Below are 16,859 nucleotides of genomic sequence, written 5' to 3' on the forward strand. Positions count from 1 at the left end.
CTCTCCTTTTTCAGCACTTTTTTAGAATTTGATATTCAGTTCCTGTTCTACGTGTTTACCGTTTTCATAATATTCGGCAATCCACTTTCCGTCCTTGCGGGTAAGCATACCGTTTTTGTCCCTTATGATAAAGACATTGTCTGCACTGGTCTTTTGCAATATAAAAATCACTTTGGGGCTGCTGTCCACTAATTGATAACCGTTTTCTACGGGCTGCGCATACAACACGGTATTTTTATCTACCGTTTTGGCAACCGGCGCATGCTGAACTTCAGCAACAGCTTTTTGTCGTTCTGCGGGCTCAACCGCAGCCTCGGAGGCAGCAGTCGCAGCACGGGGTTTTTCAACAGCAACCGGAGCTGTCGTTACAGCCTGTCGTTGTGAAACTATGGACATGGACGGATCGTAGCTGTAGTTCAATTCCTCTACGGACGTAAATGTCTTGCGGAGCGCATCGTGATAAGCCGTTTTATAATCCTTTTCCTTACTCTTTCCTTCTTCGGAGACAAAGACCACCTCTCCCCTGCAATTTGTCAACTCCACACTCAATTTGGTTGTGAACATATTGGAGTTGTCCTTAACATCGGCTTTCAGGGCGAGGCAACTGCTCTGTTCTATATCTACGGGAAGATTATTGGCATAGACAGCATTAAAGTTATATTTTTCAAACAGGAACTTGGTGAGGGCGTTTACCTGATACTGGTTTTCCTTTTTAAGGAAATCAAATTTCTGGGGTACTATAACGTATTTATAACCATTAACACTGTTCTGGGCATTCCCGAACAGCAGACCGAACAAAGCAAAAACAACTATTATTCTTTTCATTGTATTTATAATTTTTAGCAGGGTAAGCCACATGGATATCACCTGAACCCAGGATTTCTTCAACTCCCGTTTTTCACCACCGGCCCGACACCCCCATATTTTTGCTAAGTTCTGAAATTCTGTCCATATATCCACCAAAACCCGACAAATTATGTGTCCGGGGAACATAAAAACAGCATCGGAGTCAAAAAAAGCCCCGAACCGGAAGGCTCAGGGTTTTTATATATTTTGTTATGCTTCTCCCGTAGGACCGAAATTCAACGGCAGGGGAGGTTGCTCATAATCCTTGATTTCACCGTGAGCAGATTCAAAACGGTGAACATTATCCGCAAGTGCCTTCAAAAAGCGTTTGGCATGCTGCGGCGTGAGTATGACACGGCTCTTTACTTTTGCCTTGGGTGCACCCGGCATCATACTTATAAAGTCCACCACAAATTCAGACACGGAATGATTGATGACGGCCAGATTGGAATATGTACCTTCCGCAACACTTTCATCAAGTTCTATATCTATCTTTTCCCGTTTGGGTTTGTCCTGATCGCTCATGATATAAATTGGTATTAGAACAGTCCGAAGTCGGAAGTCCGGAGTTCGAAGTAAAAATCCGGGTTACTCCGACCTCCGACTTCGGACCGCTGGCTTTAATAAAGACTGGCTTCTTTCTTATTGCTCATGATCTCATCGTATTCTTCCTTGGAACCTACGATGATATTATCATAGTCGCGCATACCAGTTCCCGCAGGTATCTTGTGCCCTACGATGACATTTTCCTTCAGTCCTTCCAGTGTGTCTACCTTACCGCTCACAGCAGCTTCGTTCAGCACCTTGGTGGTTTCCTGGAACGATGCGGCTGAGATGAACGATTTGGTTTGCAGTGACGCCCTGGTAATACCCTGAAGTACCGGTGAAGCTGTAGCCGGAACCACATCCCTGGCCACAACAAGGTTCTTGTCTGCCCGCTTGAGGATGGAATTTTCGTCCCTCAGCTGGCGCAATGTAACGATCTGGCCCGGTTTGAGGTTGGCGGATTCTCCCGCGTCCTCAACAACTTTTTTACCGAACAGTCCGTCATTCTCTTCGATAAAGTCATCTTTATGGACAAGTTGTCCTTCCAGGAAGATAGTATCGCCGGGATCGTTGATCCGCACTTTTCGCATCATCTGACGTACCACTACCTCAAAGTGTTTGTCGTTGATCTTCACCCCTTGCAGGCGATAAACTTCCTGTACTTCGTTAACCAGGTACTGCTGTACGGCAGAAGGTCCTTTGATGTTCAGGATATCTTCCGGAGTCACGGAACCGTCAGACAACGGCATTCCCGCTCTCACGAAGTCATTCTCCTGAACGAGGATCTGATTGGAAAGCTTCACGAGATATTTTTTAATTTCTCCCAGTTTGGATTCCACAATGATCTCGCGATTACCTCTTTTTATCTTACCAAACGAAACCACACCGTCTATTTCGGAAACGACGGCAGGATTTGACGGGTTCCTTGCTTCGAAGAGTTCGGTAACCCTGGGCAGACCACCGGTAATATCCCCGGCCTTGGCCGATTTACGCGGTATTTTAACCAGAACCTTACCTTCCTTGATCTTCTCACCGTCGTCCACCATAATATGTGCACCTACGGGGAGGTTGTACGAACGCAGGGTCTCTCCCTTGCTGCCTTTGATAAGCAGGGTAGGAATGAGTTTCTTGTTCCTGGATTCGGAAATAACCTTTTCCTGGAAGCCGGTTTGTTCGTCGATCTCAACCTGATAAGTTACCCCTTGTTCTATATTCTCGTAAGCAATGCTCCCGGAGAATTCGGAGATAATCACACCGTTATAAGGGTCCCACTGACAGATTACATCGCCTTTGCTTATCTTTTCGCCTTCCTTGATAAAGATTTGCGATCCGTAAGGAATATTACTGGTACTCAATACTATGCCCGTTTTTTCATCAGTGACCTTCACCTCAGACGTACGGGATATTACAACATCTACTACCTTTCCTTCGCTATTTTCACTTTTTACGGTTTTGAGGTCTTCTATCGTGGCAATACCGTTGAACTTGGCCAGCAGCTTGTTTTCTTCGGAGATGTTTCCGGCGATACCACCAACGTGGAACGTTCGAAGTGTCAACTGTGTACCGGGCTCCCCGATAGATTGTGCGGCAATCACACCCACTGCTTCTCCCCGTTGTACCATTTTACCGGTAGCGAGGTTCCGGCCGTAGCACTTGGCACAGATACCGTGTTTTGCTTCACAGGTGAGGGCAGAACGTACTTCGAGCCTTTCCAGTGGAGAAGCGTTGATCTTTTTCACGATCTCCTCGGAGATCTCCTCTCCGGATTCTACCAACAGTTCTTCCGTAAGCGGATCATAAACATCGTGCAGTGATACACGTCCGAGTATCCGCTCCCCGAGTGATTCAACGATCTCTTCGTTCTTCTTGAGGGCTTCCACTTCTACGCCCCTCAGGGTTCCGCAATCGGCAGTATTGATAATGACATCCTGGGAAACATCCACCAGACGACGTGTCAGGTAACCGGCATCGGCCGTTTTAAGGGCGGTATCCGCAAGACCTTTACGTGCACCGTGGGTGGAGATAAAGTATTCCAGGATGGAAAGTCCTTCCTTAAAGTTGGACAGGATGGGGTTTTCAATAATTTCACCGCCTCCTGCCGTAGATTTCTTCGGCTTGGCCATCAGTCCCCGCATTCCCGTAAGCTGTCGGATCTGTTCCTTCGATCCCCTCGCCCCGGAGTCGAGCATCATAAACACGGAGTTGAAGCCCTGTTTGTCTTCCCGGATACGCTTCATGGCCAGTTCGGTAAGCATGGCATTGGTTGATGTCCACACGTCGATCACCTGGTTATAACGTTCGTTATTGGTGATCAATCCCATGTTGTAGTTCATCATAATACCGTCCACCTGCTCATTGGCTTCACCTATCATCTGGTGTTTTTCTTCAGGGATAATAATATCCCCGAGACTGAACGACAATCCTCCACGAAATGCCATCCTGTATCCGGTATTCTTTATCTTGTCCAGAAAGTCTGAAGTGGTAGGCACATCGGTTACTTTTAATACGTACCCGATAATGTCTCTCAGTGACTTCTTGTTAAGTACGGTGTTGATGTAACCGGCTTTTTCCGGAACCACTTCGTTGAACAACACCCTACCTACAGTAGTTTCTATGATCTGCCGTGTCAATTCTCCCTTATCGTCAAAGTCTATGGTTCTGACTTTAATGATAGCGTTCAAATCGACTTTCTTTTCATTATATGCAATGATCACCTCTTCCGGAGAATAGAAGGTAAGCCCTTCTCCTTTTACAGGTTCTTCCGGGGTGCTCCTTCTTTCCTTGGTCATATAATACAGTCCGAGTACCATATCCTGTGAAGGCACGGTAATCGGTGAACCGTTTGCTGGGTTGAGGATGTTATGAGAAGCCAGCATTAACAGTTGTGCCTCCAGTATGGCCTCCGGACCAAGCGGAAGGTGTACCGCCATCTGGTCACCGTCGAAGTCGGCGTTAAATGCCGTACACGCCAGCGGGTGCAGCTGGATGGCCTTACCTTCTATCAGTTTGGGCTGGAAAGCCTGGATACCAAGCCTGTGCAGCGTGGGGGCCCGGTTCAGTAATACCGGGTGTCCCTTGATCACGTTATCCAGGATGTCCCATACCACGGGTTCTTTCCTGTCAATGATCTTCTTCGCGGATTTTACGGTTTTTACGATGCCCCGTTCTATCAGTTTACGGATAACGAAGGGTTTGTAAATTTCCGCAGCCATGTCTTTCGGCAGCCCGCACTCGTACATTTTCAGTTCCGGACCTACAACGATCACCGAACGCGCGGAATAGTCCACACGTTTACCGAGCAGGTTTTGACGGAAACGTCCTTGTTTACCCTTGAGGGAATCGGACAGGGATTTCAGCGGTCTGTTAGACTCGGTCTTCACTGCGGAAGACTTACGGGTATTATCGAACAACGAGTCTACAGATTCCTGGAGCATCCTCTTTTCGTTCCGGAGGATCACTTCCGGTGCTTTAATTTCCATGAGTCTTTTCAGGCGGTTGTTCCTTATGATTACCCTTCGGTAAAGGTCGTTCAGGTCGGAAGTGGCAAAACGCCCTCCGTCCAGCGGCACCAGCGGGCGCAGTTCCGGCGGAATGACCGGGATGACCTTCAGGATCATCCACTCCGGTTTGTTTTCCCTGTTTTGTTGTGCTTCGCGCAGCGCTTCCACCACCTGGAGCCTTTTCAGGGCTTCGGTCTTCCTTTGTTTGGAGGTTTCATTATTGGCCTTGTGACGCAGGTCGTAAGACAGTGCATCGAGGTCAATCCTGTTCAGGAGTTCAATGATACATTCCGCTCCCATTTTCGCAATGAACTTCTCGGGATCACTGTCTTCCAGGTACAGGTTTTCCTGGGGAAGGCTGTCCAGTACGTTCAGGTATTCCTCTTCGGTAAGGAAATCCATTTTCTGTAACGGTTCTCCTTCCTGATTTTTAGCCGCTCCGGGCTGGATAACCACGTAACGCTCGTAATAGATAATCATGTCGAGCTTCTTGGAAGGAAGCCCCAGCAGGTACCCTATCTTGTTGGGCAGGGACCTGAAATACCATATATGTGCAATAGGAACAACAAGGTTGATGTGCCCTACGCGGTCTCTTCGTACTTTTTTCTCAGTAACTTCTACACCACACCGGTCGCAAACAATGCCTTTATATCTGATCCTCTTGTATTTTCCACAAGCACATTCGTAGTCCTTAACAGGACCAAAAATCCGTTCACAAAACAGCCCGTCACGTTCCGGTTTATGAGTCCGGTAATTTATGGTTTCCGGCTTTAAAACCTCTCCGCGTGACTCCGCCAGGATAGACTCCGGCGACGCCAGGCCTATGGAGATCTTGTTAAATCTCGTTACTGTATTCTTATCTTTTCCTCTTGCCATGATGTATGGTGATAATGAATTAAGTGTAATTTGGTACGATTCCCGGCAAGCTGTTTTGAAAACAGTTTACCGGGAGGTTCGTTATATAAATTATTCCTCCAGTCTGATGTCCAGTCCCAACCCTTTGAGTTCGTGCATCAACACATTAAAGGATTCGGGCAGTCCGGGTTCCGGCATGGCTTCTCCTTTCACAATAGACTCGTAAGTCTTGGCCCTTCCGATAACGTCATCAGACTTTACCGTGAGTATTTCTCTCAGCGTGCTGGATGCTCCGTAGGCTTCCAGTGCCCATACTTCCATTTCTCCGAAACGCTGTCCACCGAACTGTGCCTTACCACCGAGCGGTTGCTGTGTGATAAGGGAGTATGGCCCGATAGAACGCGCGTGCATTTTGTCGTCGATCATGTGACCGAGTTTGATCATATAGATCACACCGACGGTCGCAGGCTGGTCAAACCGTTCACCTGTTCCTCCGTCATAGAGGTGCGTATGTCCGAATCTCGGCACTCCGGCCTTGTCGGTAAGTTCGTTGATCTCTTCGAGCGAAGCTCCGTCAAAAATAGGTGTTGCAAACTTCTTGCCGAGTTTTTTACCGGCCCATCCGAGTACGGTTTCGTATATCTGCCCGATATTCATACGGGAAGGTACACCCAACGGGTTAAGCACGATATCTACCGGGGTACCGTCTTCGAGGAAAGGCATGTCTTCCTGACGAACGATACGCGCCACGATACCTTTGTTCCCGTGACGACCGGCCATTTTATCACCTACTTTCAGTTTACGTTTCTTGGCGATGTAGATCTTGGCCAGTTTCATAATACCGGCCGGGAGTTCATCTCCTACGGAAATGGTAAACTTATCTCTTCGCAGTGCTCCCTGAAGGTCGTTCAGCTTAATCTTGTAATTGTGCAGCAGGTCGGCGATCAGTGCGTTGGTATGATCGTCTGTTGTCCATGTACCGCTTACAAGGTGAGCAAAGTCGTCTACACCGTTGAGCATTTTCAGGGTATATTTCTTACCTTTCGGCAATACTTCCTCCCCGAGGTCGTTCAATACGCCCTGTGATGTTTTTCCATTTACCAGGGTAAACAGTTTTTCCACCAGTACGCTCTTCAGGTCTTCGAACTTGGTGTTGTATTCCAACTCCAGTTTCGCGATATCTTCCTTGTCTTTTGCTCTCTTGCGCTTATCCTTGAGGGCTCTGGAGAACAGCTTTTTATCGATCACCACACCGCTCAGGGAGGGAGAGGCTTTCAGGGACGCGTCTTTTACGTCTCCCGCCTTGTCTCCGAATATGGCCCGCAGCAGTTTTTCTTCCGGTGTCGGGTCTGATTCTCCCTTGGGCGTAATCTTACCGATAAGGATATCGCCGGGTTTTACTTCGGCACCGATCCTTATCATTCCCCGTTCGTCGAGTTCCTTAGTAGCTTCTTCCGAAACGTTCGGGATATCGTTGGTAAGCTCTTCCGCACCGAGTTTGGTATCCCTTACTTCCAGGGAGTATTCATCGATGTGGATGGATGTAAAGATATCTTCCCTTACCACTTTTTCGGAAATCACGATCGCATCCTCAAAGTTATATCCTTTCCAGGGCATAAAGGCCACCTGCATGTTTCGACCGAGGGCAAGCTCTCCCTGCTGGGTAGCATACCCTTCACACAATACCTGTCCTTTGACCACCCTGTCCCCTTTTTTAACAATGGGTTTCAGGTTGATTGAAGTCCCCTGGTTTGTTTTCCGGAACTTAATGAGCTCATAGGTCTTAAAATCGTCATCAAAACTTACCAACCGGTCTTCTTCCGTTCTGTCATATTTAATGGTTATCTTATTGGCATCTACATATTCTACCGCACCATTGCCTTCGGCATTGATAAGTACCCTGGAATCGGAAGCGACTCTCCTTTCGAGCCCGGTACCTACAATAGGTGAATCGGGTTTCAGGATCGGCACGGCCTGACGCATCATGTTGGATCCCATAAGGGCCCGGTTCGCATCGTCGTGCTCCAGGAACGGGATAAGTGATGCGGATATGGATGCTATCTGGTTCGGTGCCACGTCGGTATAGTGAACCTGTGCCGGGTCTACTACAGGGAAGTCGCCTTCCTCACGTGCAATAACTTTATCCTTTAATATGGTTCCTTCTTCATCCAACGGAATATTGGCCTGGGCAATAAGCTTTTCTTCTTCCTCTTCCGCACTCAGGTAACGGAATTCGGATACGTCCACTTTGCCGTTCTCCACTTTTCTGTAGGGCGTTTCGATGAATCCCATATTGTTCACCTTGGCGAAAACGCTCAGGGAAGAGATCAGACCAATGTTCGGCCCTTCAGGTGTTTCGATGGGACAAAGTCGTCCGTAATGTGTATAGTGTACGTCACGCACCTCGAATCCGGCTCTTTCCCTTGAAAGTCCGCCCGGCCCGAGTGCCGACAAACGTCTTTTATGTGTAATTTCGGCCAACGGGTTGGTCTGGTCCATGAACTGCGACAACTGGTTGGTACCGAAAAAGGAGTTGATCACGGAAGACAGGGTCTTTGCATTGATAAGATCGATCGGTGTAAACACTTCGTTATCCCTTACGTTCATCCGCTCCCTGATCGTCCTTGCCATACGGGCCAGACCTACGCCAAACTGTGCAGACAGTTGTTCTCCAACGGTTCTTACCCTTCTGTTGGACAAGTGGTCTATATCGTCCACCTCGGCCTTGGCGCTTATCAGCTCTATCAGATATTTGATGATAGTGATGATATCTTCCTTGGTGAGGATCTGTTTCTCCATATCGATATTGAGACCCAGCTTCTTGTTCATCCTGTACCTTCCCACTTCACCGAGGTTATATCGCTGATCGGAGAAGAACAGTTTGTCTATGATGCCACGGGCGGTTTCCTCATCGGGCGGTTCCGCATTACGCAGCTGTCTGTATATGTGTTCTACCGCTTCCTTTTCAGAGTTGGTAGGGTCTTTTTGCAGTGTATTGTGGATTATCGCATAGTCTGCAGTCTGGCTGTCTTCCTTGTGCAGGAGAATGGTTTTTACATCTGCATCGATAATCTGTTCTATATGATCTTTTTCAAGTACGGTATCCCTGTCGAGAACGATCTCGTTACGTTCAATTGAAACCACCTCGCCGGTATCCTCGTCCACAAAATCCTCGTGCCATGTATTCAGCACTCTCGCGGCGAGTTTTCTTCCCAGTACTTTTTTGAGTCCGGTTTTAGATACTTTTACTTCTTCGGCCAGGTCAAATATTTCCAGAATATCCTTATCCCTTTCAAAGCCAATGGCCCGGAATAAAGTAGTTACCGGTAACTTTTTCTTTCTGTCGATGTACGCATACATCACACTGTTAATGTCTGTGGCAAATTCTATCCAGGAACCCTTGAACGGTATTACCCTGGCAGAATACAGCTTGGTTCCGTTAGCGTGGAAAGATTGTCCAAAGAATACTCCCGGAGAACGGTGCAACTGGGAAACCACTACCCTTTCCGCGCCATTAATCACAAAGGTACCGCTGGGGGTCATGTAAGGAATGGTGCCCAGGTAAACGTCCTGTACTATGGTCTCAAAGTCCTCGTGTTCCGGATCGGTACAATACAGTTTCAATCTGGCTTTCAAAGGAACACTATACGTTAACCCTCTTTCAATACATTCCTGAATGCTATACCTGGGAGGGTCCACAAAATAATCTAAAAATTCTAATACAAACTGATTGCGTGTATCAGTAATCGGGAAGTTTTCCATGAAGGTGTTGTACAGCCCTTCACGTCCTCTTTCCTCAGACTTGGTTTCCAGCTGGAAGAAATCCTGGAACGATTGGATCTGAATGTCCAAGAAATCCGGATAGTCCGGGGTGTTCTTGGCCGAGGCGAAACTTATTCTTTCAGTCTGATTTGTGAACATCAATGGACAAAATTTTGATTAAATATAAGTAATATAAGGCATATAATCATATATGCAAAAGGGTTTAGGCCTAATTCGCACAGGGCGAAAAGACCTAAACCAAGGCTTTAAAGCACGAAGAACTTATTTAAGTTCAACCTCTGCTCCGGCTTCTTCTAAAGAAGATTTGATTCCTTCTGCTTCGTCTTTGGAAATCCCTTCTTTAATTGCTTTGGGAGCGCTGTCTACGACCTCTTTGGCTTCTTTAAGTCCGAGACCTGTAAGCTCTTTTACCAGCTTAACAACCGCCAGCTTAGAACCTCCTGCAGCCGTAAGGATTACGTCAAATTCAGTTTTCTCTTCAGCTTCTTCACCACCACCGGCGGCAGCTCCGCCACCAGCTACAGCTACTGCAGCAGCAGCAGGCTCAATGCCGTATTCTTCTTTTAATATGTCGGCCAACTCGTTTACTTCTTTTACCGTTAAGTTAACCAATTGTTCTGCAAAATCTTTCAAATCTGCCATTTCTATCGTTTTTAGAATTTTAAAATATAATTGTTTATAAGTGCGTACTTATTCTTTCTCTGATAAAGTCTTGAGGATACCTGCAAGTTTTCCGCCACCGGATTTGAGACCGGAAATAACATTCTTGGCAGGAGATTGCAGCAAGCCGATAATATCTCCGATAACCTCTTCTTTGGACTTGATGTTTACGAGTGTATCCAGTTGTTCATCGCCAACATAGATCGCTTCTTCTATAAACGCACCTTTCAGAAGGGGTTTATCCGATTTTTTCCGGAAATCTTTGATCAGCTTGGCCGGTGTATTACCGGTTTCCGAGAACATCAGAGAGGTATTGCCTTTTAAAACGGTAGGCAGCTCTCCGAAATCTTTATCAGATGCTTCCATTGCCTTGGCCAGCAATGTATTTTTTACAACTGCAAGTTTTACATTAGCCTTAAAACACGCCCTACGCAAATTAGAGGTAGTTGCCGCATCCAAGCCTGATATATCTGCCAGGTAGATATTTCCATTATCCGCCAACTGTGCAGTTAGATCACTAATTACCGTTGCTTTTTCTTCTCTCGTCATGATTAAAAGAATTATTAACTACCAAATTAAACTGCCTTAGGGTCTACAGGTACGCTCGGGCTCATTGTACTTGACAAATGAATGCTCTTTATATACGTACCTTTAGCTGCAGTCGGTTTTAATTTTATTAAAGTTTGAATGAGTTCATTCGCGTTTCCGGCAATTTTTTCCGGAGTGAATGAAGCTTTTGCAATCGAAGTATGTACGATCCCGGTCTTGTCTACCTTAAAATCGATCTTACCGGCCTTTACTTCGCCAACGGCCTTGGCCACGTCCATGGTCACGGTGCCGGTCTTCGGGTTGGGCATTAATCCGCGGGGTCCGAGAATACGTCCCAGCGGGCCCAGTTTACCCATTACACTCGGCATGGTAATGATCACATCCACATCAGTCCAGCCGTCCTTGATCTTCTGCAGGTATTCGTCCAGTCCCACATAATCAGCACCGGCTTCTTTGGCCTCTGCCTCCTTGTCCGGAGTAACCAGCGCCAACACTCTTACATCCTTTCCGGTACCATGGGGCAGCGTTACAACGCCACGGACCATCTGATTGGCCTTACGCGGGTCTACACCGAGCCTTACGGCAATATCCACGGATGCATCAAATTTTACATTGGTCACCTCTTTCACCAAAGCGGAAGCCTCGTTTACCGAATACAGCTTGTTCTTGTCTATTTTAGCTAAAGCTTCTTTTTGCTTTTTAGTCAATTTTGCCATTTTCCTTGTCTTTTAAGATTTAAGAGGCTTCTCACCTTTAACCGTTAATCCCATAGACCTCGCTGTACCCGCCACCATACTCATGGCAGACTCTACGGTAAACGCATTGAGATCCTGCATCTTGTCTTCGGCAATAGTTTTCACCTGATCCCAGGTAACACTTGCCACTTTCTTACGGTTAGGTTCTCCGGAACCACTTTTAATCTTAGCCGCTTCCTTTAATTGAACTGCCGCCGGCGGTGTCTTTACGATAAAGTCGAACGACTTATCTTTATAAACCGTGATAACAACAGGCAATACCTTGCCCTGTTTGTCCTGTGTACGCGCATTAAACTGCTTACAGAACTCCATGATGTTAACTCCGGCAGCACCTAAAGCGGGTCCAACCGGTGGCGACGGATTCGCAGCACCTCCCCTAACTTGTAGTTTAACTACTTTACTTACTTCTTTTGCCATTGTTCAGAATTTAATCTCGGAAGCGTCTTAATTAAGGAAGCAAAAGACACCCCTATGTATAATATGTAACATTTTAGATTTTCTCTACCTGCATGTAGCTAAGTTCCAGCGGAGTTTTCCGGCCGAAAATCTTCACCATTACCTCCAGCTTGCGCTTCTCTTCATTTACTTTTTCAACCGTACCGTTAAACCCGTTGAAAGGCCCGTCAATCACTTTAACGGTCTCCCCTACGGAATAAGGTATCACTACATTATCTGTTTTCACAGACAGTTCATCCACCTTACCGAGCATACGGTTCACCTCAGACTTACGCAAAGGCACGGGATCTCCGCCCTTCACCTCTCCGAGAAAACCAATAACCCCGGTAATGGATTTTATAATATGAGTCACCTCACCACCCAGATTGGCCTTAACCATTACATAGCCCGGAAAGTAAACCCGTTCTTTGTTCACTTTCTTGCCATTGCGTATCTGGACCACTTTTTCGGTGGGCACAAGAACTTCATCTACATAATCGGAATAGCCAAGGCGGGCCACTTCATTTTCGATATAGGACTTCACCTTGTTTTCCTGACCACTCACCGCTCTTACTACATACCACCTTTTGACTAATGCTTCTGCCATTATAATCTATTCTCGTAGTTAACTCAAATTACCGTAATACAGCCTTATCAATTCGCCAAAAACAGTATCTACTCCCCATATAGCCAAAGAAAACAATATAGAAAAAACAGCTACCACAACCATCAACCTTTGCCCTTCGGCCCAGGTTGGCCAGGTAACACTGTGTTTTAATTCTGCGAAAGATTCTTTTATATAACCTATTATTGTCATCTTTTTTTCTCTTAGCACGGGTGGAGAGATTCGAACTCCCATCAACGGTTTTGGAGACCGCTATTCTACCCTTGAACTACACCCGTTGGTAAAGCCGGAAGTACCCAAAACAAAGAGGCAACTCCCGGCTTTTATTTTATAAGTCCCGAACTTTAATTAGTCGAGTATCTCAGTAACTTGTCCAGCTCCTACAGTCCTACCACCTTCACGGATAGCAAAACGCAGACCTACATTACATGCTACAGAGTTTATCAACTCAACGGTTATAGTCAGGTTGTCACCAGGCATAACCATTTCCACTCCGTCAGGCAAAGAAATAGTACCTGTAACGTCTGTAGTCCTTAAGTAGAACTGGGGACGGTAGTTGTTATGGAAAGGTGTATGACGTCCGCCTTCTTCTTTCTTGAGGATATACACCTCAGCTTTGAATTTGGTGTGCGGAGTCACAGAACCAGGCTTACAGATTACCATACCTCTTCTTATCTGAGTCTTTTCAATACCCCTCAAAAGAAGACCAACGTTATCTCCGGCCTCACCTCTGTCAAGTATCTTACGGAACATCTCAACTCCGGTAATCGTAGAAGTCAGTTTTTCAGCCCCCATACCGATGATCTCTACAGGGTCTCCGGTTTTCGCAACACCGGTCTCGATACGTCCGGTAGCCACGGTACCACGTCCTGTAATAGTAAACACATCTTCGATAGGCATAAGGAAATCCTTATCTATGTCCCTTTCCGGAAGATCTATCCAGCTATCCACAGCATCCATAAGCTCCATTACTGAATCTACCCATTTTTGCTCTCCGTTGAGCGCACCAAGTGCAGACCCCTGAATAACAGGAGCGTTATCTCCATCATACTCATAGAAACTCAACAGATCCCTTACTTCCATATCAACCAACTCCAACAATTCTTCATCATCTACGAGGTCCACTTTGTTCAGGAAGGTAACAATTTTCGGCACGCCTACCTGACGTCCGAGAAGGATGTGCTCACGAGTTTGCGGCATAGGACCGTCAGTAGCGGCAACCACGAGGATAGCTCCGTCCATCTGAGCAGCACCGGTAACCATGTTCTTCACATAGTCGGCGTGACCAGGACAGTCAACGTGTGCGTAGTGACGATTCGCTGTTTGATATTCTACGTGAGATGTATTAATCGTAATACCCCTTTCTTTTTCTTCAGGAGCGTTATCAATCTGATCAAAGCTTCTTACTTCGGAAAATCCGGCATCCGCCAGAACTTTAGTAATAGCAGCGGTTAAAGTTGTCTTACCGTGATCCACGTGTCCAATAGTACCAATATTCAAGTGCGGTTTGGAACGATCAAAAGTTTCCTTTGCCATGATGTAATAATTTAATCTTAGTTATATATTAGTGTTCAAATTTAAGTTCTCCGTGAGCCAACGACGGGATTTGAACCCGTGACCTCTTCCTTACCAAGGAAACGCTCTACCCCTGAGCTACGTCGGCTTGATTCGGTTTAAAGCCAAAGCCCGAAAACCGGCTTCACTAAAAAACCTCAATTTAAGAGCAGGAGACAAGATTCCCTTCGACTGTGCTCAGGATAAACTTCTCACCTCACTCCCTTTTCCAGCAAATGATCTGACTCAAATGAACCATTCACCTTTTCAACAGAGCGGGAGACGAGGTTCGAACTCGCGACATTCAGCTTGGAAGGCTGACGCTCTACCAACTGAGCTACTCCCGCTTATTAATTAAGTTTTAAAATCTCATTTTATCACAGAACAAAAGGATCACCCCACTATCACCTGGTGATCCGCAAGGACACCCCTTACTCAAAATTCTCAAAGCCCCGCTTCACAAAAAACCACTGACTCTTGACGCCGGTTTATTTGAAAATTTCGTGGGGAGAGCAGGATTCGAACCTGCGAAGGTAAAAACCAACAGATTTACAGTCTGTCCTCGTTGGCCGCTTGAGTATCTCCCCAAACCTCGCTTTTGTTTATATTTCTTTTGAATTCTCTCCGCCCCCTGAGGGCATCCGAAAAAAGCCCGGAAACCGGAACTATCAATCGCTTTGAAGCACTGACTCCAAAAGGGCTGAAACAATAAAAAAAGCCCGTTATTTCTAACGGACTGCAAATGTATATATTTATTTTTTTATTCAAAACATTTTTCCTGAATTTTTTATCTATATATACGCCCTGAGTTTCTCTTTGCGTTTGAGCAACACCCGCTCCAGCGAACCTGCTGCGGTGTCCATCCCTTCTTCGAATGTCTTACACTGTTTCTTGACCATAAATTCATCGCCCGGCACATGAACTTTGACCTCGACCACTTTATTTTCCTTTACACTGGTGTTCTCCACTTTCAAATAGACATCGGAAGACACGATCCTGTCGTAATAATTCTCCAGTTTATCCATTCTTTTCTGAATGAAGTCCACCAGTTTTCCATCCGCAGTAAAATTCACAGATTGCATGTTTACTCTCATTGCATTAGGTATTAGACGAAATCACCCGTATTCTCCATCGCGGTCTGACCTCTACCTGTTTGCGTTTACTCATCCCCGACAGCAGGCCTGTACCGGACAAACTCACTTCGGAAAGCAGAAGGCGCAGTATGAGTTTCGATCATTTGTACCGGATAAAAATACAAGTGCTTTCTGGGTTAAACATCAATTCGTCCGGCAAGAGAATCATTTCTTGTTCCTGGGGTGCGTTTCTCCGTATACTTCCTTTAATTGCGCAATACTATTATGTGTATACACCTGTGTGGAAGCGAGACTGGAATGCCCTAACAATTCTTTTACCGAGTTTAGATCCGCGCCTTTATTAAGTATATGAGTCGCAAATGTATGCCTCAAAATATGCGGACTCTTTTTCACCTTAAAAGACACCTCACTAAAATAGCGATTTATCACCCGATAAACAAGTGTTTCATAAATTTTATTACCATTTTTAACTAAAATTAAGATATCCCCCGAGGCTGTTGTAGCCACTTCCTTTCTTTTCTCCATATAGTCCTCTACAATAGCTTTCAGGTGTGGCAGCAAAGGAACAATCCGCTCCTTGTTGCGTTTTCCCAGTACCTTAATGGTATTGCCGGAAAAATCGATATCCCCGATCTTCAGGTTTATGAGTTCGCTCCTCCGCATCCCGGTGGCGTAAAACAATTCTATCATACACCTGTCACGGAGCCCTTCAAAATTATCTTCATACGAAATGGAGCGAAGCACAGCTTCCATTTCCGCCTCCGAAAAGGGCACTTCCACTTTTTTGGGTGTTTTCAGGGACTTGTGTTTGGCAAGCGGGTTCACCTTTATGGTTTTTGTTCGGACCAGAAATCTGTAGTATGCATTGAGCGAAGCTATCTTTCGGTTTACGGTGCGGTTGGAAAGCCCGTCATCCACCAGTTTCACCACCCAGCTCCTGATAAGGGGATAAGCAACAGCACTGATATCGGTCACATCGTATTCGGCTGCACAGAAATCTGCAAAAAAACGCAAATCTGCCGCATAGGCCCCGATCGTATGCGAAGAATACTTTTTCTCCAGGCGGAGATATTCCAGAAAAGCCGTAACCGACATATCAGAATCCTTTAGTTAAACAAAGATAGCAAACTTCCGAAGGAAGCCGAAAAGGAACAATCCCGAAAGTTACAGGCAAGGTCAGGTTTTAGACCACGGATATAAGGCTTAAGACCACAAGACATGGAAAATCGTCAGATGTTACAGGTTCCAAGAACCATAGCGCCCAACCTTTTTTTTCATTTCCGGATTCATATGTCATAGTAATTCAGGATCAGGATCAAAAGTTGTGGGGTTTTGACTTGTTGCCGGTTTCCTGTTTTGATTTTGCCACGGATACACGAATGTTTTTTGACTGAAAGTTGTATGTGCAACTGATGCATTGTAAACCGGGAGCGTTTCCGGCTTCCTGCCTTCCTTCATTTACAAAAAACCAAACCACGCTGTACCGAAAGGTATAACGGTTTTGGCAGGCTGTGAAATTGTGTTTTAGTTATTCAGGCATCACGCATGAACTCAATGAACCTGTCAACCCAATAACAAGATTATAATGTTTTACATTACTTAAGGACGGCAATAAATGACCCTCAATTGTGGCCGATACAAACCCGCAACAAAAAGG

The 16,859-nt window shown here is 46.0% G+C and carries 13 protein-coding genes and 4 tRNA genes; all 17 read right to left on the minus strand.

Translation table 11 applies throughout. The features are described 5' to 3' along the window. Positions 1-21 precede the first annotated feature (21 nt). Entirely contained in the window at positions 22-825 is an 804-nt protein-coding gene (locus LS482_RS04115) for a hypothetical protein (protein WP_233030486.1), read from the minus strand. A gap of 231 nt (positions 826-1,056) precedes the next feature. Beyond that, complete coding sequence (locus LS482_RS04120) at positions 1,057-1,371, minus strand: DUF3467 domain-containing protein (protein ID WP_233030487.1); 315 nt, start codon at positions 1,369-1,371, stop codon at positions 1,057-1,059. Positions 1,372-1,466: 95 nt separating this feature from the next. After that, on the minus strand, positions 1,467-5,768 hold the full coding sequence (gene rpoC / locus LS482_RS04125) for a DNA-directed RNA polymerase subunit beta' (RefSeq protein WP_233030488.1): 4,302 nt from the start codon (positions 5,766-5,768) through the stop codon (positions 1,467-1,469). Between the two features lie 90 nt (positions 5,769-5,858). Then, a complete protein-coding gene (gene rpoB / locus LS482_RS04130; protein WP_233030489.1) occupies positions 5,859-9,668 on the minus strand; it encodes a DNA-directed RNA polymerase subunit beta in 3,810 nt (1,269 codons plus the stop codon). Between the two features lie 123 nt (positions 9,669-9,791). Beyond that, the gene (rplL, locus tag LS482_RS04135; protein WP_233030490.1) at positions 9,792-10,172 is read right to left on the minus strand and encodes a 50S ribosomal protein L7/L12; all 381 of its coding nucleotides are present in this window, start codon (positions 10,170-10,172) and stop codon (positions 9,792-9,794) included. A 48-nt stretch (positions 10,173-10,220) separates the two neighbouring features. After that, positions 10,221-10,739 carry a 50S ribosomal protein L10 gene (gene rplJ / locus LS482_RS04140; protein ID WP_233030491.1) on the minus strand — a complete coding sequence of 173 codons (519 nt, stop codon included), beginning with the start codon at positions 10,737-10,739 and terminating at the stop codon, positions 10,221-10,223. Positions 10,740-10,765: 26 nt separating this feature from the next. Next, positions 10,766-11,455 (minus strand): 50S ribosomal protein L1, encoded by a 690-nt coding sequence (gene rplA, locus LS482_RS04145; RefSeq protein ID WP_233030492.1) that lies wholly within the window; start codon positions 11,453-11,455, stop codon positions 10,766-10,768. Positions 11,456-11,467: 12 nt separating this feature from the next. Then, positions 11,468-11,911: a 50S ribosomal protein L11 gene (gene rplK / locus LS482_RS04150; protein ID WP_233030493.1), complete on the minus strand. Its 444-nt coding sequence runs from the start codon at positions 11,909-11,911 to the stop codon at positions 11,468-11,470. 73 nt (positions 11,912-11,984) lie between these two features. Continuing rightward, a complete protein-coding gene (gene nusG / locus LS482_RS04155) occupies positions 11,985-12,536 on the minus strand; it encodes a transcription termination/antitermination protein NusG (protein ID WP_233030494.1) in 552 nt (183 codons plus the stop codon). Between the two features lie 18 nt (positions 12,537-12,554). Beyond that, entirely contained in the window at positions 12,555-12,746 is a 192-nt protein-coding gene (secE, locus tag LS482_RS04160; protein ID WP_233030495.1) for a preprotein translocase subunit SecE, read from the minus strand. 15 nt (positions 12,747-12,761) lie between these two features. Further along, positions 12,762-12,832, minus strand: a tRNA-Trp gene (locus tag LS482_RS04165). Positions 12,833-12,902: 70 nt separating this feature from the next. After that, complete coding sequence (gene tuf / locus LS482_RS04170; RefSeq protein ID WP_233030496.1) at positions 12,903-14,090, minus strand: elongation factor Tu; 1,188 nt, start codon at positions 14,088-14,090, stop codon at positions 12,903-12,905. Between the two features lie 55 nt (positions 14,091-14,145). Beyond that, positions 14,146-14,217: transfer RNA gene (locus LS482_RS04175), tRNA-Thr, on the minus strand. A 165-nt stretch (positions 14,218-14,382) separates the two neighbouring features. Then, positions 14,383-14,455: transfer RNA gene (locus LS482_RS04180), tRNA-Gly, on the minus strand. 157 nt (positions 14,456-14,612) lie between these two features. Then, a tRNA-Tyr gene (locus tag LS482_RS04185) sits at positions 14,613-14,695 on the minus strand. A 204-nt stretch (positions 14,696-14,899) separates the two neighbouring features. Further along, positions 14,900-15,202, minus strand: coding sequence for a ribosome hibernation-promoting factor, HPF/YfiA family (gene hpf / locus LS482_RS04190; protein ID WP_233030497.1), 303 nt, complete (start codon positions 15,200-15,202; stop codon positions 14,900-14,902). 204 nt (positions 15,203-15,406) lie between these two features. Beyond that, positions 15,407-16,297: a tyrosine-type recombinase/integrase gene (locus LS482_RS04195; RefSeq protein WP_233030498.1), complete on the minus strand. Its 891-nt coding sequence runs from the start codon at positions 16,295-16,297 to the stop codon at positions 15,407-15,409. Between the last annotated feature and the right edge of the window lie 562 nt (positions 16,298-16,859).

The sequence above is a fragment of the Sinomicrobium kalidii genome, assembly GCF_021183825.1.
In the GTDB taxonomy this organism is placed as follows: domain Bacteria; phylum Bacteroidota; class Bacteroidia; order Flavobacteriales; family Flavobacteriaceae; genus Sinomicrobium; species Sinomicrobium kalidii.

What these genes read in the sequence shown, in the direction of transcription:
- LS482_RS04115 (WP_233030486.1), bottom strand. Translation starts at nt 825, where the DNA reads ATGAAAAGAATAATAGTTGTTTTTGCTTTGTTCGGTCTGCTGTTCGGG.
- LS482_RS04120 (WP_233030487.1), bottom strand. Translation starts at nt 1,371, where the DNA reads ATGAGCGATCAGGACAAACCCAAACGGGAAAAGATAGATATAGAACTT.
- rpoC (WP_233030488.1), bottom strand. Translation starts at nt 5,768, where the DNA reads ATGGCAAGAGGAAAAGATAAGAATACAGTAACGAGATTTAACAAGATC.
- rpoB (WP_233030489.1), bottom strand. Translation starts at nt 9,668, where the DNA reads ATGTTCACAAATCAGACTGAAAGAATAAGTTTCGCCTCGGCCAAGAAC.
- rplL (WP_233030490.1), bottom strand. Translation starts at nt 10,172, where the DNA reads ATGGCAGATTTGAAAGATTTTGCAGAACAATTGGTTAACTTAACGGTA.
- rplJ (WP_233030491.1), bottom strand. Translation starts at nt 10,739, where the DNA reads ATGACGAGAGAAGAAAAAGCAACGGTAATTAGTGATCTAACTGCACAG.
- rplA (WP_233030492.1), bottom strand. Translation starts at nt 11,455, where the DNA reads ATGGCAAAATTGACTAAAAAGCAAAAAGAAGCTTTAGCTAAAATAGAC.
- rplK (WP_233030493.1), bottom strand. Translation starts at nt 11,911, where the DNA reads ATGGCAAAAGAAGTAAGTAAAGTAGTTAAACTACAAGTTAGGGGAGGT.
- nusG (WP_233030494.1), bottom strand. Translation starts at nt 12,536, where the DNA reads ATGGCAGAAGCATTAGTCAAAAGGTGGTATGTAGTAAGAGCGGTGAGT.
- secE (WP_233030495.1), bottom strand. Translation starts at nt 12,746, where the DNA reads ATGACAATAATAGGTTATATAAAAGAATCTTTCGCAGAATTAAAACAC.
- tuf (WP_233030496.1), bottom strand. Translation starts at nt 14,090, where the DNA reads ATGGCAAAGGAAACTTTTGATCGTTCCAAACCGCACTTGAATATTGGT.
- hpf (WP_233030497.1), bottom strand. Translation starts at nt 15,202, where the DNA reads ATGAGAGTAAACATGCAATCTGTGAATTTTACTGCGGATGGAAAACTG.
- LS482_RS04195 (WP_233030498.1), bottom strand. Translation starts at nt 16,297, where the DNA reads ATGTCGGTTACGGCTTTTCTGGAATATCTCCGCCTGGAGAAAAAGTAT.